The sequence below is a fragment of the Frankia sp. AgB32 genome (assembly GCF_023243045.1).
GTDB lineage: Bacteria > Actinomycetota > Actinomycetes > Frankiales > Frankiaceae > Frankia.
Map to the genome: position 1 here is coordinate 1 of NZ_JALKFX010000059.1, position 20,845 is coordinate 20,845.

16 protein-coding genes and 1 pseudogene are annotated in these 20,845 nt (G+C 73.8%); 1 reads left to right on the forward strand and 16 read right to left on the reverse strand.

The window, feature by feature from the left end:
* On the reverse strand, positions 1-1,584 hold a 1,584-nt coding region (locus MXD60_RS17605), incomplete at its 3' end, for a serine/threonine-protein kinase (RefSeq protein ID WP_518468162.1).
* Between the two features lie 846 nt (positions 1,585-2,430).
* On the opposite strand from MXD60_RS17605, the gene MXD60_RS17610 reads away from it, so the two are divergent.
* Complete coding sequence (locus MXD60_RS17610; RefSeq protein WP_248820402.1) at positions 2,431-2,760, forward strand: DUF362 domain-containing protein; 330 nt, start codon at positions 2,431-2,433, stop codon at positions 2,758-2,760.
* A gap of 170 nt (positions 2,761-2,930) precedes the next feature.
* On the opposite strand, the gene MXD60_RS17615 is transcribed toward MXD60_RS17610, so the two are convergent.
* The 15 genes and pseudogenes from MXD60_RS17615 to MXD60_RS17680 form a co-directional block, all read right to left on the reverse strand.
* On the reverse strand, positions 2,931-3,551 hold the full coding sequence (locus MXD60_RS17615; RefSeq protein ID WP_248820403.1) for a hypothetical protein: 621 nt from the start codon (positions 3,549-3,551) through the stop codon (positions 2,931-2,933).
* Positions 3,548-4,870, reverse strand: a complete 1,323-nt coding sequence (gene mdoC, locus MXD60_RS17620; protein WP_248820404.1) for a glucans biosynthesis protein MdoC — start codon at positions 4,868-4,870, stop codon at positions 3,548-3,550. The genes MXD60_RS17615 and mdoC (MXD60_RS17620) overlap by 4 nt, the downstream gene beginning before the upstream one ends.
* Before the next feature lie 251 nt (positions 4,871-5,121).
* The gene (mdoC, locus tag MXD60_RS17625) at positions 5,122-6,354 is read right to left on the reverse strand and encodes a glucans biosynthesis protein MdoC (RefSeq protein WP_248820405.1); all 1,233 of its coding nucleotides are present in this window, start codon (positions 6,352-6,354) and stop codon (positions 5,122-5,124) included.
* A gap of 653 nt (positions 6,355-7,007) precedes the next feature.
* Positions 7,008-7,172, reverse strand: a complete 165-nt coding sequence (locus MXD60_RS28880) for a hypothetical protein (protein ID WP_283098546.1) — start codon at positions 7,170-7,172, stop codon at positions 7,008-7,010.
* A 437-nt stretch (positions 7,173-7,609) separates the two neighbouring features.
* Positions 7,610-7,822 carry an NADAR domain-containing protein gene (locus tag MXD60_RS29450; protein ID WP_308222522.1) on the reverse strand — a complete coding sequence of 71 codons (213 nt, stop codon included), beginning with the start codon at positions 7,820-7,822 and terminating at the stop codon, positions 7,610-7,612.
* Positions 7,823-7,839: 17 nt separating this feature from the next.
* Positions 7,840-8,064, reverse strand: a pseudogene (locus tag MXD60_RS29455) (NADAR domain-containing protein); the annotation flags it as partial.
* 161 nt (positions 8,065-8,225) lie between these two features.
* Positions 8,226-9,002 (reverse strand): thioesterase II family protein, encoded by a 777-nt coding sequence (locus MXD60_RS17640; RefSeq protein WP_248820406.1) that lies wholly within the window; start codon positions 9,000-9,002, stop codon positions 8,226-8,228.
* Positions 8,983-10,404, reverse strand: a complete 1,422-nt coding sequence (locus tag MXD60_RS17645; protein WP_248820414.1) for an MFS transporter — start codon at positions 10,402-10,404, stop codon at positions 8,983-8,985. Before MXD60_RS17645 ends, MXD60_RS17640 begins: the two co-directional genes overlap by 20 nt.
* 129 nt (positions 10,405-10,533) lie before the next feature.
* Positions 10,534-12,087 (reverse strand): FAD-binding oxidoreductase, encoded by a 1,554-nt coding sequence (locus MXD60_RS17650; protein WP_248820407.1) that lies wholly within the window; start codon positions 12,085-12,087, stop codon positions 10,534-10,536.
* Positions 12,084-14,096: a rhodanese-like domain-containing protein gene (locus MXD60_RS17655; RefSeq protein WP_248820408.1), complete on the reverse strand. Its 2,013-nt coding sequence runs from the start codon at positions 14,094-14,096 to the stop codon at positions 12,084-12,086. Before MXD60_RS17655 ends, MXD60_RS17650 begins: the two co-directional genes overlap by 4 nt.
* 5 nt (positions 14,097-14,101) lie before the next feature.
* Entirely contained in the window at positions 14,102-15,820 is a 1,719-nt protein-coding gene (locus MXD60_RS17660) for a dipeptide ABC transporter ATP-binding protein (RefSeq protein ID WP_248820409.1), read from the reverse strand.
* Positions 15,817-16,833 (reverse strand): ABC transporter permease, encoded by a 1,017-nt coding sequence (locus MXD60_RS17665; protein ID WP_248820410.1) that lies wholly within the window; start codon positions 16,831-16,833, stop codon positions 15,817-15,819. Before MXD60_RS17665 ends, MXD60_RS17660 begins: the two co-directional genes overlap by 4 nt.
* Before the next feature lie 12 nt (positions 16,834-16,845).
* Entirely contained in the window at positions 16,846-17,796 is a 951-nt protein-coding gene (locus MXD60_RS17670; RefSeq protein ID WP_248820411.1) for an ABC transporter permease, read from the reverse strand.
* Between the two features lie 2 nt (positions 17,797-17,798).
* Positions 17,799-19,463: an ABC transporter substrate-binding protein gene (locus MXD60_RS17675; protein WP_248820412.1), complete on the reverse strand. Its 1,665-nt coding sequence runs from the start codon at positions 19,461-19,463 to the stop codon at positions 17,799-17,801.
* Between the two features lie 90 nt (positions 19,464-19,553).
* Positions 19,554-20,750 (reverse strand): acyl-CoA dehydrogenase family protein, encoded by a 1,197-nt coding sequence (locus tag MXD60_RS17680; RefSeq protein WP_248820415.1) that lies wholly within the window; start codon positions 20,748-20,750, stop codon positions 19,554-19,556.
* Between the last annotated feature and the right edge of the window lie 95 nt (positions 20,751-20,845).

Genomic DNA, 20,845 nt, shown 5'->3' on the forward strand with positions numbered 1-20,845 from the left:
GGACCGCCTCGCCGCGGCGAGGCGGTCCGGGCCCGAGGCGTCGGCGGGGGACTCGGCGAAGGACATCGGGCCGCGCCCGGGCGGCCCGCCCATCGGCGCGCCCGCCCCGCCGGGCGGCCGGGCGGGGCCGGCGGCGGTGACCATCGGCCACGGCCCCGCGCCGGCCGGCAGCCCCGGCCCCGTCGGTCGGGCGGTCCGCGCGGCTGTCCACGGCCGGCCGGCCCGCGCCGGGGTGGACGCGGCGTCGGCAGGGTCGGGCCAGGGCGGGATCACCGGCAGCGGCCGGGTGGCCGCCAGCATTCCCGACGACGGCGCGGGATCATCTCCGGTCGCGGCCGGCACCCGCAGCGGGACGACGTCCAGCCGGCTGGTGATGATGGTCTCGGCGGCCACGCCGGGCTGGATGAGCTGGCGCAGCAGCTCCTCGGCGCTGGGACGCCCGGCCGACTCGCGCCGCATTGCCGCGCGCACCGCATCGCGCAACGGGGCGTCGAGGCAGTCGAAGCTGGGATCGCTGTGCAGCAGGCGGCGGAGCTGGTCGACGGTCGGCCCGTCGCCGAACGGGGCGCGCCCGGTCGCGGCGAACAGCACCAGCCCACCCCAGGCGAAGATGTCCGCGGCACCGCTCACCCGGTGGCCGCGGGCCTGCTCCGGGGCCATGTACGCCAGCGTCCCCGCCACCCGCCCGCGCGGGCCGCTCGGGGCGTCGTCGGAGACCCGGGCGAGTCCGAAGTCGATGACCCGTGGGCCGAAGGTGGACAGCAGGACGTTCGACGGGCTCAGGTCTCGGTGCACCAGGCCGGCGCCGTGGATGGCGCTGAGCGCGGCCGCGACGCTGACCGCGACCCGCTCGACGTCCGCGCCGCCCAGCGGACCGTGCACGGCGACGGCCCGGGCCAGGGTGGGACCGTCGATGAACTCGGTGACCAGGTAGGGCTCGCCGTCCACCGGGTCGACGACGTCGAGGACCTCCGCGGTGCAGAACCGGGCGACCAGGCGGCCCGCGTCGGCCTCCCGGCGAAAACGCTCCCGGTAGCGCGGGAGGCGCGCGATGTCGGCGCGAATGACCTTCACGGCGACCAGGCCGGTGTCGCGCCCCCGACCGAGGTACACCGTGCCCATGCCGCCCTCGCCGAGGCGGCCGAGAACGCGGTACTCCCCCAGTTCGCGTGGATCCCCGGGGCGCAGCGGCTCCGGGCGGGTCGTCAGCCCGCCCGGCGGCTCCCCTGCCGCGGCCCGCTCATCGCCCCCGGTCGCGCCCCCGCGACCGGCCCCGTGACCGCCGGTCCGGTCGGGCCCGACCTTGTCCGCGCCCACCTCCCCGAGGTCGACCGCGCCGCCGTTCGGGCCGCCGTCGCCCGGTGTGCCATCGCCCGGCCTGCTGTCGACCGGCCCGCCATCGACCGACCCGCCATCGACCGACCCGCCGACGCCCGGCCTGGCCACGCCCGCCGTGCTGGTTCCTGCTTCGCCGGTTCCCGCAGCGTCGCCGGCTGCCTCCTCGACGCCCGCCGACTCCCGGTCGACACCTGTCTGCTCGACGTCGACCTGCTCGACTCCGTCGGCACCGCCGCGCGCGTCCACATTCCCTCCGTCCGGCCGACCAGAAACCGGGCCCGGCACCCCGCGCAATTTACGGCGGCCGTCCTCCTACTGGTCGTTCCTATCGCGAAGTCGACACGGGACACGCCCATGGAACCCCGCCAGGCCATACCGACATACGCCATTCCGGGCCATCGACTGAATCCGTCAGAGCACGATGGGAAGGCACATAAAGGCCGGGTCAGGAACCGCGACCCCGCTATTGTCGGCCCGCCGCCAGAATCGACACCGCGACCGCGCCCCGCTCACCGCCGGCCGATAGGGCGCTGACCTGGATGGTCGGCCGAGAGGACGGCGAGCAGCGCCCGCCGTACCGCGCCGCGGGCGTCGTGGCGCGCACCCGCGCGGGGAATCACACCGGCGACGACGGCGCGGCCGGCCGGGCGCCGTACCGACGCGGGGCGACCCACCACCACTTTCAGGCGGTGCCTGGCGTACCGGATGGTCGACACCGCCGCGGTGTCGCGGTCGCCACGGCGCCGGCGTGCCGTCGCGGCGACCGCGTGGTTCGTCCCCGCGGCACCCGACCGCCGCCAGCCCGGCGTCGGATGACGGCGAGGATAAATTCATCGACAGAAATATCCTTACCTTTTTCCCGGACACACCAGAACGCATTTTCCTCAAGGCTGTTCCGTCGGCCTGTTTGTTAACATGACTTTCACAGCGGAAGCGGTTTCGGCACCGCCGCGGCCATTACGATTCCCACCGGGTGAGCCGCACGGCGCCCCACCCGACCGGCACCCGCCGGAACGAAGTCGTAGGCCAGCCACGGGAAGACCGGCCACGCGGCCGCGGTCCCGTAAATGTCGATCGGAAGTGAGAGCTCTCATGCCATTCGTCGTTACCGCCGGGTGTATTGATGTCAAGGACGGCGCCTGCCTGGAAGGCTGCCCGGCCGACTGCATCTACGAGGGCGACCGCAAGATGTACATCCACCCGGACGAGTGCACCGACTGCGGCGCCTGCGCGGTCGCCTGCCCCGTCGGGGCGGTCCTCAGCGACGACCGGGTGAAGGACCAGACCTGGATCGACAGTGAGGTGGCGTTCTTCAACGATGTCCTGCCCGGCCGCGACGAGCCGCTCGGCGAGCCCGGCGGTGCCACCAGGCTGGGCAAGATCAAGGCGGACACCCCGTTCGTCGCCGCGTTCGAAAAGTGAGATCGCGCCCGCACCGGTAACACCGTGGCGGTGCGGTCCCGGCGCCGCCCTGCGCGCCGAGACCGCACCGTGCCCGCCGAGACCGCACCGTGCCCGCCGAGACCGCACCGTGCCCGCCGAGACCGCACCGTGCCCGCCGCCTGTGGCCGCCGTGGCGCAGCCGTGCGCCCTCAGCCGGTTGGCGCGCCGGAGTCGGCCGGCAGCGGCCCGACCAGGGCTGCCGCCACCGCGTACGGCAGGTGCCGCGGCCAGAGCAGCAGGCCGCGGGCCAGCGTGCGGATCTGCGGGCGCAGCGGCGTCAACCGCCCCACGCTGTACCGCCAGGCCGCCAGCTCGTCGCCGGCGAACCGGGTCCCGGCGAGTCCCGCCCGGAACCGCCGCGCGTCCCCGCCGTCGCGTCGCCAGGCGGCCAGCCACGCGCGCGCCTCGGAATCCGAGGACGGCAGCGTCCAGCACCGCAGCCCCTCGGCGACCTGGCCGCCGGCCTCGATCACGAACGCGTCCGCGCCGCCGCCGGTGATCGCGTGCACCCGCCCGGAACTGCGCCCACCGGCGCGGATGGACGCCGAGCTGAACCGGGCCGCGACGGCCAGCGCCGCCACCGCGTGCCCCGCCTCGTGCCAGGCCGTGACAACCGCCTGCGCGCGGGCCGGCGCGTACGACCCGGCGAAACCACCCTCGTAACGCTGCCGGAGCCAGTCATCGTGGACGAGCGAGGCGTCGTCGTGGCGGACCAGCCGCGCGAGTTCCGCGCGGACCGCGGCCAGCGTCCGCGCCTGCGCCTGCGTCACCTCCTGAAACTGTGGGACTGCGCGCCGGGGCGTTCGGACGGGATCCAGCGCAGCGGCTGGGTGCTGTCCGGATCGGCCGCCGACACGGCCCGGGCCACCCGGGCCCTGGGCAGCCACAGCGTGGTCTCGGCGTCCGCGATGGCCGCGGCGGCGGTGGCGTCGGTAACCCCACGGAGGAGTTCGGGGCGAACCGGGGCGTCCTTCGCCGGGAACCTGCCGTTGAACATCGTGCGCAGGAAGGGCGACCGCAGGATCAGGAAATGGTGGATGGCCAGGGTCACCCCGATGGCCAGCAGGGTGACCAGCAGCATCTGCGGCCAGCGCAGGGCCGGATTGAGCCGCAGCAGCGTCGCGATGATGTAGATCCAGAAGAAATGGAACAGGTAGACCGTGTACGAGGCGTCGGCCAGGTACCGGGCGCCGGCGCGCGGGCCGGGCACGAGCCGGGCGGCGAGGGCGAACAGCGTCGCGGTCAGCGCGAGGGAGACCACGGTCTGGCTCAGGACCATGCCGGTGCCCGACGCGAGCGCCGGCACCCATCCCCTGGTCCCGGCGAGCAGCGCGGCGCCGGAGACGGCGAGCAGCACCGGCGCGGGCCGTTGGAACAACGGCAGCAGCCGTCCCCGGTCCAGGTACAGCAGCACGCCGAGGGTGAAGTACGGCGCGAACTCCAGGGTGAACCGGGCCAGTTCGCCGGTGGTCCCGGTACCGAGAACGGGTTCGACGACCGCCCGGCGGGCCCCCCGCAGAACAATGGTGACCGCCACGACGAGAACGATGGTCGTGGTCATCATGGGCAGCCGTCGGGCCGTGGCCCGTTGGAACGGCCCCGCCGCGACGAGCCGGGACAGCAGGGCGACCGCGGCGGGCGCCCAGAGCACGTAGACGAGCAGCACGATGAGGAACCACAGGTGCAGCGTCCAGTGCAGTTCACCCTGGGGATGCGGGATGGTCCGCCCCCGGAGGAAGTCCTGGAACGAGACGTTCGGATCGTTGTGGAAGTTGTACGTCATCCAGAGCGTGGTCGGGTTGAACAGCACGAGGGTGCAGACCAGGGGGGTGGCCACGGCGGCGATCCGACGGCGGACGGCTCGCGCGGCGCCGTACTTCAGCACCAGCATGGCGGACAGGAACCCGGAGATCAGGAAGAAGCCCTGCATCCGGAAGAGCCCGGAGGCATAGGCGATGCCGTGGAAGATCGGGTCGTGGCCGAGGGTGGAGGCGTGCACGAAGACGCCGACGAGCATGAACGTGCCGCGCAGCGCGTCCAGATGGTGATAGTGCACGTCCGACTTCGACGCGGCGCGCGATTCCCCCAATGCCTTCTCCCCATCCGTTGCGGACCTGTCTCGGCCCCCTCGGCTCGGCCGCGAGTTCCACGACGCCGGGAATTGTGTCACCGTGTTTGCGCGATCCGCGCGGGACGTGGTGGCCGACCGTCGGCACGCGACTTTCCGTGACCAGCCCGCGGGCGCACCCGGATCCGACGCCGTCATCGGTGCGCTGGTGAAGCTGGGCAGTCCTCGCCCGCCCAGCCCGGATGTCCTTCCGATGCCAGGTCATGCCCTGGTCACGTCCAGCGCAGCGGCTGTGTCTGGTCGGCGTCCGCCATCGCGGGGCGACGGGCCCTGGGCAGCGGCAGCGTCATCTCCGCGTCCACGGCCCCGGTCACCGCCGGCACCAGCGCCGGCAGGTCGGACGGCGAGCCGCGTCGGCCACGGGCCGGGAACCTGCCGTTGAAGATCGTGCGCAGGAAGGCCGACGGCATGATCAGGAAGTGGTGGATGGCCAGCGTCATCGCGATGGTGAGCAGCGTGACCAGGAGCATCTGCGGCCAGCGCAGGGATGGGTGCAGCCGCAGCAGGGTCGCGAAGATGTAGATCCAGAAGAAGTGGAGAAGGTAGACCGTGTAGGAGGCGTCGGCGAGGTAGCGGACGCTGGCGCGCGGTCCCGGTACGAGCCGCGCCCCGACCGCGAACAGGGTTGCGGTGAGCGCGATGGAGACCACGGTCTCGCTCAGCACCAGTCCGGTGCCCGACGCGAGTCCGGGCACCCAGCCCTTGTTCGCGGCGAGCAGCGCGGCGCCGGAGACGGCGAGGAGCACCGGCGCGGGGCGTTGATAGAGGGGCAGCAGCCGGCGCCGGTCCAGGTAGAGCAGCACGCCGAGGGCGAAGAACGGCAGGAACTCCAGGGTGAAGCGGGCCAGCTCGCCGATGGAGCCGGTGCCGAGGACGGGTTCGACGACGGCCCGCCGCGCCCCGCGCAGCACGATGGTGATCGCCACGACGATGGAGATGATCGTGGTCATCATCCGCAGTCGCCCCTCGGTGGCTCGCTGAAACGCCGCGGTGGCGACGAGCCGGGACATCAGGGTGACTGTCACGGGCGTGCACAGCGCGTAGACGAGCAGGACGACAAGGAACCACAGGTGCAACGTCCAGTGCAGCTCGCCCTGGGGATGCGGGATGGTCCGCCCCCGCATGAAGTCCAGGAACGAGATGTTCGGATCGTTGTGGAAGTTGTACGTCATCCAGAGCGTGGCCGGGTTGAACAACACGAACGTACACAGGAACGGCGTTCCGACGGCGGCGAGCCGGCGGCGCACCGCCCGGCTTGCCCCGTACTTCTCGACCAGCATCACCGAGAGAAACCCGGAGATCAGGAAGAAGCCTTCCATCCGAAACAGGCTCGAGGCGTAGGCGATGCCGTGGAAGATCGGGTCATGACCCAGCGTGGACGCATGGACGAAGACACCGGTGAGCATGAACACGGCGCGCAGCGCGTCCAGATGATGATAGTGCACGCCCGATCCGGGCGGCTCCTTTAGCTCCTTCACGCTCTCCCCAGTCCCACCGGTCACTCTGACGTGCGACAACGCGCAGGAGATCCGCGGCGACTGGAAGCACTTTCGCCAGGCCAACAACGGGCTGCCGCCACCGTCCCCCGTTGGCGCAGCACCGTGTTCGCATTCACGTGGAAAGAGCTTGCCGGTTCATGGATCGCCTGCCCCGGATTTTCGGCCCCGCCGACCGGCACAGCACAGAGGCTAGACCGGCGGACCCACGCACACCCCCACGGCGCCACAACAGGTCCGAGCGCAGACGAGATTCACGGCACAAGGATCGCCGACATGCGATCCTGCACCAATCGAGGTTAGGGCCGAGGCCGACCTGCAATGCGGCCATGAACGCGCCGTCCGACCCGACGCCACTTTCTCTCCGATCCGTCCTTTCCCCGGTGCCCGTCGTTTCCGCGAATCGGCCGTCGAGTATGCGTCCCCCCCGCGGCTGTCGATCCGGCAGCTCCGTGCTCCGCGTTCGAACAACTCCGGCAACCAGGTTCGGGCGCGGCGGCGGTTCGAGGTCCGGCTGCGCGGCGGAGATCGTTGCGCGCTTACCGCTTCGACGGCGGCGATGCGCGCCCGGGGTCCCGTCGACGCACGGGCGGTCCCCGCCGTTACCGCATCCGATTCTGTTGCCGATCCTTGCCGTGGTCCTTGTTCTCGCCATGTTCACGGCCGCTCTGTTCGCCAGCAACAGCGCGTCGAGTACGAGCGTCCTCGTCGTCTTCCTGGGGAGCGGCCTTGCGCTGCTCGGCGACATCGTCCTGCTCCTCGTCCACGGGTTCCGCTCCGACGCCCAGCTCACCGCGACCATCAGCGTCTCCGGCCTGTTCGCAGGCGCGGCAGCGTGGGCTTTCAAGGCCATTCGGGAATCACTGTCGCGGCGGGCACAGGTGCTGATTCTCGAGTACCTCAGCGAGGGCGATCTGGACCGCGCGACCATTCGCTCGGGGATCTACGACGACGGAATCCTGTTCCGGCTCAACAGGTCCCTCTACGTCGATGCGCTGTCATACCTGCTGACCGGGGACAGGATCAGGATCGTGAACGGGCGTGACGCCGTCCCGTCGACCGGTCCCGGCGGGGCCGTCCGACAGCGCGGGCTGATCGCCGGATCCCGGCCGGGCGCCTGGCGTCAACGCCCGCGGGCGCCGTCAGGGACGAGCGGGGTCGGCGAGCAGGGCGCGGACGTCCCTGAGGGCGAACCCGAGGAGGTTCAGGCCGGGCCGGGCCGGGCCGGGCCGGGCCGGGCCAGGCGGCGGGCGCGGTCGTCGTCGGCGGCCAGGCCGATGGCCCAGACGTCGTCGACCGGGCTGGCCTCGACGAGGATGTCGGCGCCGGTGCCCAGCAGATAGTGACGCAGGCGGGCGCCCTGGGCGAACTCGCGGTGTTGCCGGCGACGACGATGGCGCGGCGGTGCTGCTGCCAGCGGATGTCGTCGTAGTCGCGCACGCGGCGGCCGAGGGCCTTGGCGCGGGCCCGGTCGGCGGTGGCCAGGATGTCGCGGGCGATGTCGGCGTCGCCGAACAGCGTCGCCTTGTGTTCCATCATGAACTGTCGGCGCTGGCGTGGTGGGGGCCGTCGGGTGAACTCCGCCGGCCACCACTGGCTCAGGCAGCTCGCGCCGATGGCACCACCCGCGGGAGGTCGGTGCCCCCAGAAGAACCGCATCACCAGGCGCTGTCCGCTCGCCTCGGCCTGGACCAGGTCGGCGACCGACCGCGGATGGTTTCCGACCGGTGCCGGTTCCGTCGTCGACAGGACAGGACTGTGCCGGCCCGTCGGCGGCGACCCAACCGGCTTTCCCGCGCCGAGGTGAGCGTCGGGTCTGGTCAGGTCGGCGGGTGGCTGCCGGGGGCGGCGGTGAGGATCGGGGTCAGCGCGTCGACGAGGGCGGCCTGCTGGTCGAGCAGGTAGAAGTGGGCGCCGGGAAAGTGGCGGACCTCGAAGGAGGCCGTGGTGTGGTTTCGCCACTGCTCCGCTTCGGCGGTGGTGACCCGCGGGTCGGATTCACCGATCATCGCGATGATGGGAGTGCTGATCACCGCGCCGGGATCGGGCCGATACGTCTCGATGGCCTGATAGTCGGCGCGGGTGGGCGACAGAATCATCTCGACGAGTTCGGGCTCGGCCAGAATCCGCGGATCGGTGCCGCCGAGGGTGCCCATCTCCGCGACGAAGGCGGGGTCGGGCAGGCGGTGGTACGCCTCGTCCCGCACCGTGGACGGGGCGCGGCGGCCGGACGCGATCAGTACGAACGGTGCCGGGCCGCCGGCCTTCTCCAGCCGGCGGATCACCTCGAAGCCGAGAATCGCGCCCATGCTGTGCCCGAACAGGGCCAGCGGGCGGTCGTCGAGGCCGAGGAGCACCTCGGCGAGGCTGTCGGCCAGCGGCGCGAGCTCGGTGAAGGCGGGTTCGAGGCGCCGGTCCTGGCGACCGGGGTACTGCACGGCGTGCACGTCGGCGGCCGGGGACAATGCCCGGGACAACGGCACGAAGAAACTCGCCGAACCACCGGCGTGCGGAAGCAGGATCAGCCGCGGTCCCGTCGCCGGGCCTGGCCGAAAACTCCGCAGCCACTGCCCGGTTTCAGTGGACAAAGGTGTCACCGCGCTCCGATCCCTGGGTGGGGGTGCCGCCGCTGGAAGGCGGTGCGCCCGCTGACTTCTCCGCTGTGCCGGCGAGGATTTCCCTGTCCGCATGATAGGCGATTTCCGGGTGCCGCCCGGCCCCGCTCCGGATATCTCCCGGGTGTGCCCGGGTTCCGGTCTCGGCTGTCGCCGCCCCCGCGGCCCCGCGTGCCTCCGTGGCCGGCGCGGCCCAGAGCCGGTGCGCCGCCCACGCCCCGAGCGCCGCGGCGGCGGAGATCAGTCCACCCGCGTACAGCCCGGCCCGCGCGTTCGAGACGTCGGCGAGCCAGCCGACGAACAGCGCGCCCAGGGGCGTGGTGCCCTGCAGGATGAGGCTGTAGAGGGCCATCACCCGGCCACGGTAGGCGGGGTCGCTGCCGAGCTGGATGCGGTGGTTCGCCGCCTGGGCGAAGTACAGCGTCGCGAAGCCGGTCAGGGCGAGCAGGCCGATCGCCGCCGGATAGCTCGGCGCGCCGCCGGCGGCGGCTTCCAGCAGCCCGAACGCGAACGCCGAGACGATGACCATCCGCGCCGAGGGGCGCGACCGGCGCCCCGTGGTCACCAGCGCGGAGGCCAGCGAGCCGACCGCGAGACCCGTGGTGAGCAGCCCGAACGTCGCCGCGTCGGCGTGGAACACGGTGCGGGCCAGCAGCGGGACGGTGAGCTGGAAGTTCATCCCGAACAGGCCGACGGCGGCGATCAGTCCGAAGACGACGACGAGGTCGGGGCGGCCGTGGACGTAGCGCAGGCCGTCGACGACCCGCGCGGGCCGGTCGGGTCGGCGGGCCCGCGCGATGTCCGCCGTGCGCATGAGCCGCAGGCCGACGACGGTGGCCAGGTAGCTGCCGGCGTTGAGGGCCATCGCCGGTCCGGTGCCGAAGGCGGCGATGAGCGGGCCGGCGGCGGCGGGGCCGACGACGCGGGCGACGTTGAAGTAGGCCGCGGACAGCGCGGAGGCGTTGGGCAGCAGCTCGGGACCGACGAGTTCGCTGACGAACGACATCCGCGTCGGCATCTCGACCGCGTTGACCAGGCCGATCCCCAGCGCGAACAGGCAGACCTGCCAGAGGCGGACGGCGCCGGTGAGCACGAGCAGCGCGAGGGCCGCGGACAGCACGCCGGCGGCCAGGTTGGCGCCGGTGAGCAGGGCCCGCTTGTCGTACCGGTCGGCGAGGCGCCCGCCGTAGAGGGTCAGCAGCATCATCGGGGTGAACTGCAGCGCGGTCACCAGCGCCAGGGCCGAGCCGGAGTCGTGGCTGAGGGAGAGCACGAGCCAGTCCTGCGCGGTGAACATCATCCAGGTGCCGGTGACCGAGAGGACCTGCCCGACCGCGAAGAGGCGGAAGTTGTAGACCCGCAGTGAGCGGAAGACGCCGTCGATGGTCCACTCCTCGCCACGTGGGTTGGTCGTTCTGTGACGGTGTCAGGCCGGCAGGCCGGCCACGCTGAGCACCATCGTCGCCGACCTGCGGGCCTGGAGTCCTTCGATCGCCCGATGCCCGACGCGGATTTACAGGGCGCGGCCGGGGTTGAGGATGCCGGCGGGGTCGAACACGGCGCGCAGCCGGTGTTGCAGGTCGTGGGCTCGGGGGCCGAGCTCGGCGGCCAGCCAGCGGCGTTTGAGCACACCGACACCGTGTTCCCCGGTGACGGTGCCGCCGAGGTCGAGGGCGAGAGCGAAGATCTCCTCGGCGGCGGCCCAGGCCCGCGGCGGGATCTCCGGTTCGGTCGGGTCGACGACGATGATCGGGTGCAGGTTGCCGTCGGCGGCATGCGCCATCGTGAAGATGTCGACGCCGTGGGCGGCGCCGATCTCGGTGACGCGGGCGGCGGCGCGGGCCAGGGCGCCGCGGGGCACGGCGATGTCCTCGATGAGGACCCGGCCGAGGCGTTGCAGTGCTGGCAGCGCCGCGCGCCGGGCGGCGAACAGCGCCTCGGCCTGCGCCGGATCCGTCGAGCGGCGCACGCGCCGGGCCCGGGCGGTGAGCACCGCCTCGGCGAGGTCGGCCTCGGCGGCGGCGCCGGGGCCGTCGGTCTGCACGAGCAGGAACACCTCGCCGTGGGCGGCGAGGTGCGAGCCGGTGGCGGCGTCGACGGCGCGCACGGTGCGGGCGTCGAGCAGTTCGGCGACGGCGGGCACGACCCCGGCGGCGCCGAGGGCGGTGACGGCGTCGACGGCGGCGCCGACGGTGTCGAAGAACCCGGCGAGGGTCACCGGGTCCCGGGCGAGCGGGCGTAGCCGCACGGTCGCGGCGACGACGACCCCGAGGGTGCCCTCGGAACCGACGAACAGGCTGGTCAGGTCGTAGCCGGCGACGCCCTTGACGGAACGCCGCCCGGTGCGCAGCACCTCGCCGTCGGCGAGCACGACGTCCAGGCCGAGCACCGACTCGCGGGTGACGCCGTACTTCGCGCAGTGCAGCCCGCCGGCGTTCGTCGCGATGTTCCCGCCGATGGTGGAGATCGCGGCGCTCGCCGGGTCCGGCGGGTAGCTCAGGCCGACCGCGCGGGCGGCGGCGTCGAGGTCGGCGGTGATGACCCCGGGTTCGACGACGGCGACGCCGTCCTCGACGGACAGCTCGCGGATCCTGTCCATGCCGGCCACGTCGAGCACGATGCCGCCGCCGGCCGCGGCGCCGCCGGCCAGGCCCGTGCCGGCGCCGCGGACCGTCACCGGCACCCGGCGGGCGGCGGCGACCCGCAGCACCGCCTGCACGTCGGCGACCTCCCGAGCGAAGGCGACACCGAGGGGCCGCCCGGTGGGAATCCAGCCGGAGCGATCGAGCCGATGCGCGTCGACGACCGCCGGATCGGTGCTCCAACGCCCGACGGGCAGCGCCACCGCGAACGCCTCGACCACCGCCGCCTCGACCACCGCCGCCTCGACCACCGCCGCCTCGACCACCGCCGCCTCGACCACCGCCGTTTTGGCCTCCGTGGCCTCGACGACTGCCGCCTCGGCAACTGCCGCCTCGGCCGGGTCGGCCGGTCCGGTGCCCTCCGGTGCCGCCGGCCCGGTCGTCGTCCTGGCGTGCACGGCGGCGGCCGGGTGTTCGAGGCTCATCGGGGCCCGGTGGCCACGGGACGGTTCGGGTCCGAGGACCAGGCCGACCATGAGCCGGGGTACAGAGCGGCGTCGAGGCCGGCGACGGCGAGCGCGGCGATCTCGTGGGCGGCGGTCACCCCGGAGCCGCAGTACACGGCGAGGGGCGCCGCGTCCGACGGCCCGTCGCCGTCGCCCGCGCCGTCGACGTTCGGCGTCGGGACACCGAGGGCGGCGAAGCGGGCCCGCAGCTCGTCGGCGGGCCGGAACCGGCCGGCGGCGTCGAGGTTGTCCCCGGTGGAGGCGCTGACCGCGCCGGGGATGTGGCCGGCGCGCGGGTCGACGGGCTCCACCTCGCCGCGGTAGCGCTCGGCGGCGCGGGCGTCGAGGAGCACGCCGTCGCGGGCGACGGCGGCGGCACCGTCGGCGTCGAGGACGGGCAGGTGCCCGGCCGTGAGCTCGACGTCGCCGGGCGCGGGGATGATCTCTCCGGTCTCCAGGGCCAGTCCGGCATCGCGCCAGGCGGCCAGCGCGCCGTCGAGGATGCGCACATCGGCGACGCCGGCCCAGCGCAGCAGCCACCAGGCGCGGGCGGCGGACAGCCCGCCGTTGTCGTCGTAGACGACGACGGGGCGTCCGGCGCGCAGCCCCCACCGGCGCGCGGCGGCCTGCAGGTCGGCGATGGCGGGCAGCGGGTGGCGTCCGGCGGTGCCGCCGGGGGCGGCGGCGAGTTCGATGTCGAGGTCGACGTGGACGGCGCCGGGCAGGTGCCCGTCGCGGTAGTGGTCGTGGCCGTGCGGGGCGCCGAGGGCCCAGCGGACGTCGAGCAGCAGCGGCGGGTGGGCGGAGGCCAGCTCGTCGTGCAGCGTCCTGGCCTCGACGAGCACGGCCGCGGGGCGGCCCGGGACGGCGGCGGCGGGGCGCGCGGGGTGGACGGTGGCGAGCAGCGCGTCGAGGTCGTCCTCGCCGAGGCCGCCCGGGGGGACCCCGAGGCGCGCGGCGGTGGCGACGCGCTGGGCGACGCCGGCGTTGACCGGGGCGGCCAGACCGTGCAGCCGGGCGAGCAGGACGATCTCGCCGTTGAGGTAGTCCGACTCGACCGACGCGCCGCGGGCCAGGCTCTGCCAGGTGGAGCTGCCGTGGCGGGGGTGGCCGGGGATGTCGTGGATGGTCAGGCCGGTGAGGTCCAGGCCGCGCTCGGCGAACAGGTCGGCGGTGGTGATGCCGGCGGCGTCGAACGCCCGGCGGGCCTCGGCGAGCAGTTCGGCGGCGACGGCGTCGCGGCGCGGGCCGGGCGGGTAGAGGGCGTCGAGGTTGTAGGCGAGGTTGCCGAGCAGCTTGCCGGCCTTCCACCGGCCGATGTCGCCGACGACCCGCACGGCGAACGCGGCGCGGTGCAGGTCGGCGGCGATGTCCTCGACGACGGTCTCGCCGGGGCCGCCGGTGGGCACCCGGCCGAGCAGGAACGCGGCGGCGACCGGCGCGGCCGGTGAGATGACCTCGCCGGGGCGCAGGTGCGACGAGGGGCTCATCACGACCGCGTCGACGACGGTGGCGAAGCGGCGCAGTGCCGCGCGGGCGCTGTCGAGGCCGTTCTGCAGGAGCACGACGGGCAGCGTCTCGGCGGCGGTGGTGGGTGCGGCGTCGGCGTCGGCGTCGACGGGCTGCCAGGCCCAGTCGGCGAGCAGCGCCTCGGAGTCCTGCGCCTTGGTCGCGAGGGCGAGCACGTCGCCGGCGCGCAGCGTGACCTCGCCGGGGCCGGCGGCGACGGTCAGCTCGACGCGGCGGACGTCCGCCGGTCCGCCGGGGGTGGCCGGCGGGCGGAGGTAGCGCAGCCCGCCGGCGCGCAGCGCGTCGAGGTTCGCCCCGCGGGCGACGACGACGACGTCGACGCCGACCTCGCGCAGCTGCGCGGCGACGGTCGCGCCGACGGCGCCCGCGCCGATGACGATCCACCGACGGGTCGCCGACGGGCGGTCCGGACGGTCGCCGGCCGGGCGGCCGGGGAGGACGGGGTCAGTGCGGCTCATGGCGCTCATCCTTCTTTCCGCGGGGCGCCGGGGGTGGCGCCGGGGGTGGCCGCGGCGGCGAGTTCCGCGGCGAAACGCTGGCCGGGGACGGCGCCGAGCAGCTCACGGGTGTGCTCCCGCGTCGGCGCGCTGAGCACGGCCGCGGCCGGGCCGCTCTCCACGATCCTCCCCGCGCGCAGCACGGCGACGTGGTGGGCGAGCTGGGCGACGACGGCGAGGTCGTGGGAGATGAAGAGGTAGCCGACGCCGAGTTCGTTCTGCAGCCGCAGCAGCAGCGACAGGATCTGGTCCTGCACGGACACGTCGAGCGCGGACACCGGCTCGTCGAGGAAGACCAGCTCGGGCGAGAGCGCCAGCGCCCGGGCGATCGCGACCCGCTGGCGCTGGCCACCGGAGAGTTCCGCGGGGCGCCGCCCGGCGTGGGCGGCGGGCAGCGCCACCTGGTCGAGCAGCTCGCGCACCCGGGCGGCCCGGCTGGCCCGGTCCCCGACCCGGTAGGACACCAGCGGTTCGGCGATGCTCTGGGCGACGGTGAACCGCGGGTCCAGCGACGAGTAGGGATTCTGGTGCACGAGCTGGAAGCGCCGCCGCAACGGGCGCAGCGTCGACCAGCCGGCGCCGGTGATGTCGGTGCCGTCGAGGAGCACCCGGCCGCGGGTGGGCTGTTCCAGACCCATCGCGATGCGCAGCGCCGTGGTCTTGCCGGAGCCGGACTCGCCGACGAGGCCGAGGGTCTGCCCGGCCCGCACCGACAGGCTGATCTCGTCGAGCGCGCGGAAGACCCGCTCGGCGCCACCGCGGGGCAGTCGGAAGTCCTTGCCGACGGCGTCGAGGCGCAGCACCTCCGGGGCCGGCGGTGCCTCGGCATGGGCGGGCACGACCCGGCCGGCGTGGGACAGCGCGGGCGCGACCTCGAGGAGGTGGCGGGTGTACTGCTCGCGCGGGCGCAGCAGGATCTGCGCCGGCGCGCCCTGCTCGACGATGCGCCCGCGGCGCATGACGACGACGCGGTCGGCCCGGTCGGCGGCGACCCCCAGGTCGTGGGTGATGATCAGCAGCGCGGTGCCGGAGTCGGCGACGAGGCCGGCGAGGTGGTCGAGGATGCGCCGCTGGACGGTGACGTCGAGGGCGCTGGTCGGCTCGTCGGCGACGAGGAGCCGGGGACGCCCGGCGATCGCGATGGCGATGAGCACCCGCTGGCGCAGCCCGCCGGACAGTTCGTGCGGGTACTGCCGGGCCCGCATCACCGGCTGGTCGACACCGGCACGCTCGAGGGCCTCGAGCGCCTCGGCGGGGGCGCGGCGGCGGTCGACGCCGCGGCGGCGCACCGCCTCGGCGACCTGGGTGCCGAGGCGCATCGTCGGGTTGAGGCCGACCATCGGGTCCTGCGGGACGAGGCCGACGACGGTGCCGCGCAGGGCGCGCAGCACCCGTTCGGGCGCGGCGGTGACGTCGGTGCCGGCGATCTCGATGTGGCCCGCGGTGACGACGCCGCCCGCGGGCAGCAGGCCGAGGATCGCGCTGGCGGTCGTCGTCTTGCCGGAGCCGGACTCCCCGACGACCGCGACGGTCTCGCCGGGGGCGACGGCGAGGTCGACGTCCTCGACGGCGGGCACGAGCTGCCCGCCCTGGCGGTAGGCGATGCTCAGGCCGGACAGCGCCACGATCGGTGTCGGGTCCGCCGCCGGGGGCCGCACCGTCGAATCAGCCGGGGCTGTGCTCAACGTTGCACCTCTTCCAGGGACCGGGCGACGTGGTTGAGGCTGAACACGACCAGGCCGACGAACAGGCCGGGCAGCAGCGCCAGCCACGGGCTGGTGATCAGGTAGTTGCGTCCGCCGGCGATCAGGGTGCCCCATTCCGCCGCGGGCGGCGGGGTGCCGAAGCCGAGGAAGCTCAGACTGGAGATGAGCAGCACCGCCGTACCGAAGTCGAGCACGGCGAGCACGCCGACGGGGCCCCACGAGTTCGGCAGCACGTGGCGCAGCAGCACCCGGCCCCAGGACGCGCCGCCGGTGCGCGCGGCCTCCACATAGGCCTGCGAGCGCACCCGCAGCACCTCCGCCCGGGTCGTGCGGGCGAATCCGGGGGCGATGCCGGTGGCCACCGCGACGGCCATCGGCACCAGGCCGAACCCGAGCGCGGTGACGATCGTGAGGGCCATCAGCAGGATCGGGATGGCGAGCAGAACGTCCACGACGCGCATGAGCAGCCCGTCGACCCAGCCGCCGCAGAACCCGGAGATCACGCCGATGGCCAGGCCGGCGACGATCGCGATCAGCACCGCACCGCCGGTCGCCTTGATCGTCAGGGTGGAACCGTGCAGGACCCGGCTGAACAGGTCCCGGCCCAGCTCGTCGGTGCCGAACAGGTGGGTCGTGCTCGGCCCGCGCAGCTTGTCCGCCGGCGAGGTCGCGGACGGGCCGTAGGAGGTGAACAGCGACGGCACCAGCCCCGACACGATCACGAACGCGACGAACACCGCGGCGAGCACGAACCCCGGCCGGCGCACCAGCCGCCCCAGCGGCGTTCCCGCGGCGAGGCGCCGGCGCGGCCCCCCGCCGCCGCTGATCGTCGAGGCGGAGGCGGGGGCGACCGGGGTGGTGACGGTGGTGACAGCGGCGGCGGACGCGGGGGCCCCGCGGCCGGGTGCCGCGCCCGCGGGCGGTGCCGCCAGGACGTCGAGGACCAGGTCGGGGTCGGCCGCGACGTCCGCGGAGACGAGGTTGTCGGGCATGGCGCGCCTTCCCTAGCCCGTCCCCGCCGCGTGTGCCACGCGGGGGTCGAGCAGCGAGTAGAGCAGGTCCACGAGCAGGTTCGCGAGGACGAATCCGGCCGCGGCGATCAGCACGATGGCCTGGACCACGGGAACGTCCTGGCCGAGCACGGCCTGCTGGGTGAGCTGGCCGATGCCGTTGCGGGAGAACACCGCCTCGACGACGACCGAGTTCGTCACCGTGTAGCCGAGCAGGATGCCGAGCAGGGTCAGCGCCGGCAGGCAGGCGTTGCGCAGCACGTGCCGGCGCTGCACCGTCCCCCGGGACAGGCCCTTGGCCTGCGCGGTCACGATGTAGGCCTCGCGCCAGGTGTCGTCGAAGCTGCGGGTGAGCAGCTGGGCGAGCATCGACGCGCCGATGAGCGACATCGTCACCGCCGGCAGCACGAGGCTGCGCCAGCCGCTGCTGCCGGTGGCGGGGAACCAGCTCAGCGAGAACGAGAAGAGCTGGATGAGCAGCAGTCCGACGAAGAACTGCGGCAGGGACACGCCCACCGCGGGCAGCCGGGCGAGCAGGGTGCGGGCCGGGCGCCACCGCACGAACACGGCGAGGTGGGCCAGCCCGAAGCCGCCGACGAGCATCAGCGGGAGGGACACGGCGGTCAGTTCCAGCGTCGAGGGCAGCTTGTCGGCGATGAGCGAGCCGACGGAGACGTTCTGCGTCAGCGACATCCCGAAGTCGCCGTGCAGCGCGTGCCACAGGGCGTGGACGTACTGCACTCCCACGGGGTCGTTCAGGCCGTAGCGGGCCTTGAGGTCGTGCAGTGCGGCCGGGGTGAGCTGGCTGATGTCGGCGCCGCCGGCGGAGAGCTGCAGCGTGATCGGGTCGCTGGGCAGCACGTGCAGGATGACGAAGACGACCGTGTAGGCCGCCCAGAGCACGAGCAGTGCCTGGGCGAACCTGCCGGCGAGATAGCGAGCCATGTCTACGTCGACAGCCAGATGTCGTTGGCGCGCAGGAACGCCTCGGAGGTCCAGGCGAACCCGTGCACCTTCTTCGACACCCCGGCGGTCTGCACGCGGTCGTAGAGCGGGAAGACGACCGCGTTGTCGACGAGGTAGTTCTGCAGGTCCTGGTAGGCCGACGCCCGCCGTTGCGGGTCGACGGTGGACTGCCCGGTGACGAACAGCCTGCTGACCTGCGCGGCGGTCGCCGGGTCCTGGCTGTACCTCGCCGTGTACTGCTTGGACACGGCCTGGTCGATGGCGGAGCCCAGCACGCTCGGGTCGGCCCTGGTCAGGTAGGTCGCGACCAGGTCGTAGCTGCCGGCGTTGGCCTGCGGGGTCAGCTGCGCGATGGTGAGAACCTTGATCTGCAGGTCGATGCCGACCTTCTTGAGCTGGTCCTGGATGAGCTGGTCACCGGGGCTGGGCGTCGGGGTGATGTAGGTCAGGGTGAGTTTCCTGCCGCCGGAGTGCCGGTACCCGTCGGAGCCGAGCGTCCAGCCGGCGCCGTCGAGGAGCTTCGCCGCGCCGGCCGGGTCGTGGGTGAGCTTCGCGCTCTCGTCGGTGAAGTACGGCGTGGTGGACGTCAGCGGGCTCCTCGCCACCGGGTAGTCGTCCCAGAAGACGGTCTTGGCGTAGCTGTCGAGGTCCAGGGCCTTCTGCACGGCCTTGCGGACGGCGACGTCGGCGAGCGGGCGCCCGGCGGTGACGTTCGGGGTGAGAATGCCGGCGATGCCGGGCAGGGCGCGGGTCTCGATGGTGGCGCCGGAGGCGGTGATGACCTGCTGGTCGGCCGAGGAGATCGGCTGGCGGGGCCAGGCGATGTCGATGGTGCCGTTGGTCAGGCTGCCGACCCGGACGCTGTCCTCGCCGATGTAGCTGACGTCGATGCCGTCGAGGTGGGCCGCACCCTTGTTGGTGACCAGCGAGCTCGGCCAGGCGTAGCCGGCGCGCCGGGTGATCTTCACGGACCTGCCGGCGCTGTAGGTGTCGAGGGTGAACGCACCCGAGCCGATGACCTTGCCGGCGCAGCGGGCCTCGGGCGTCTCCCGGTACGTCGCCGGCGACAGGATCGCGAGCGTCGTCGTGGAGGTGGCCTGGAGGAACCCGGCGTTGGGCTGGGAGAAGTCGACCTTGACGGTGGTGGGGTCGACGACGGTGGTCGCCTGGTAGCCGGCAAGGTAGGTGACGCCGAGGATGGAGCGGGCGCCCAGGTCATGGGTGCCGTCGAGGGCGGTCTTCACGGCGGCGGCGTCGAGCCTGGTGCCGTCGCTGAAGGTGACGCCGTCGCGGAGCCTGAAGGTGAACTCGGTGGCCTGCGGGTTCACCGTCCAGCTCGTCGCGAGCCACGGGACGATCTTCCCGGTCTTCGGGTCCTGGTCGGTGAGGGAGTCGGCGATGTTGCGGTCGATGCTGCGCGACTCGATCCAGTACACCTGGTTCGGGTCGATGCAGCCCTGCAGGTCCCCGTAGAAGGCGATCTTCAGCCGGCCGCCGGAGACCGGCGTGCCGCCCGGCGCCGCGCCGGCGCTGTCCGAGCCGGACCCACCGCCGCTCCCGCAGGCCGCGAGGGTGACAGCCGCGAGGACGGAGACGGCGGCTGCGGCCAGCCGTCTCCCTGGTCGGTGGCGGTACGACGTGCTCATGGCTTTGGTACTCCTTGTGATGCTGCTGGAAGCGACGGGGTGTGACAGGCGGGCGGAGAGCACGGGATGGGGCGCGGCGGGCCGCCGGGATCAGTGGGCGGTGGGGGACGCCGCGGGGCCTTCGGGTGCGAGGGGCGCGGGTGCGGGGGGAGCGGGTGCGGGGGGAGCGGCGGCGGCGAGGGTGCGCCGGCCGGCGAGCAGCAGGGCGGTGTCCTCCTGCGGCGGGTGCACGCGCACGCAGTGGACGTCGCGCAGGTGGCGTTCGAGCGGGTTGTGCCGGGTCAGCCCGGGGTTGCCGAGCGCGGCGACCGCGGTCTGCACGGCGCTGATCGCGGCGCGGGCGATCAGCGGCTTGGCGAGCAGCGCCCGCTCACCGGCCCGCGGATCACCTGTCTCGAAGCGGCGCGCGACCGCGAAGGCGATCTCCTCGGCGGCGACGAGCTGCGCCTCGATCTCGCCGGCGATGGTCTGGATGCGCTCGGTCGTGGCGATGGGGCGGCCCAGCGCCGTGGGCACCCGCTCGTGCGCGAAGCGCAGGAAGAACTCCTGCGCGGCGCGGGCGACGCCGACGTACAGGGCGCTCGCGCCGATCCCGATCGCGGCGATGGCGGCGTCGGCGGACTGGGCCGAGGCACGCACGCCCGTGAAGTGGTCGGCGGGCAGCCGAACGTCGTGGTAGAGGACGTCGTGGGTGCTGCTCGCCCGCAGCCCGAAGTGGTCCCAGGTGCGGACGATCTCGATGCCCGGGGTGTCGGCGGGGACCACCGCGTGCCCGAGGAGCGGGTCGTCCTCCTCGGTGGCCGCCCACACCAGGTGGTAGCTGAGCCCCTCGGAGCTAGTCGCGAAGCCCTTGTGGCCGGTGAGGACCCAGCCGTCGCCGTCGCGGCGGATCTTCGTCGCGGGCAGCCCGCCGCGGGCCGGCGCGCCGAGTTCGGGTTCGGCGCGGATCGCGTTGAGCAGCACCGGGCGGTGGCGCGAGTCGGCGACGACGCGGCGGTAGAGCTCCTCGGGCCAGAACGGGGCGCGGGCCTGCAGGACGTGCTGGAAGACCGTCATCGAGGTGATCAGCGCGACCGACGGGTCGCCCGTGCCGAGTGCCTGGAACACGCGGATGCTGTCCGTCGGCGTCAGGGGCTGGCCGCCGTAGCGCGGGTCGATGCCCAGGCGCAGCAGTCCGGCGTCGTGCACGGCGTGCACACCGGCCCAGGGGAACTCCCCGGTCCGGTCGTACTCCTCGGCGGTGATCGCGAGCTGGGCGCCGACCCGCGCGAGCGCCTCGTCGGAGATGTCGACGCCCTCCCCCCGGCCGGCCTCGGCGCCGGCTGGGGGGGCGCGGCCCGGCGGGGGCCGCGGCCGGGGGGGGGCCGCCCCCCCCCCCCCCC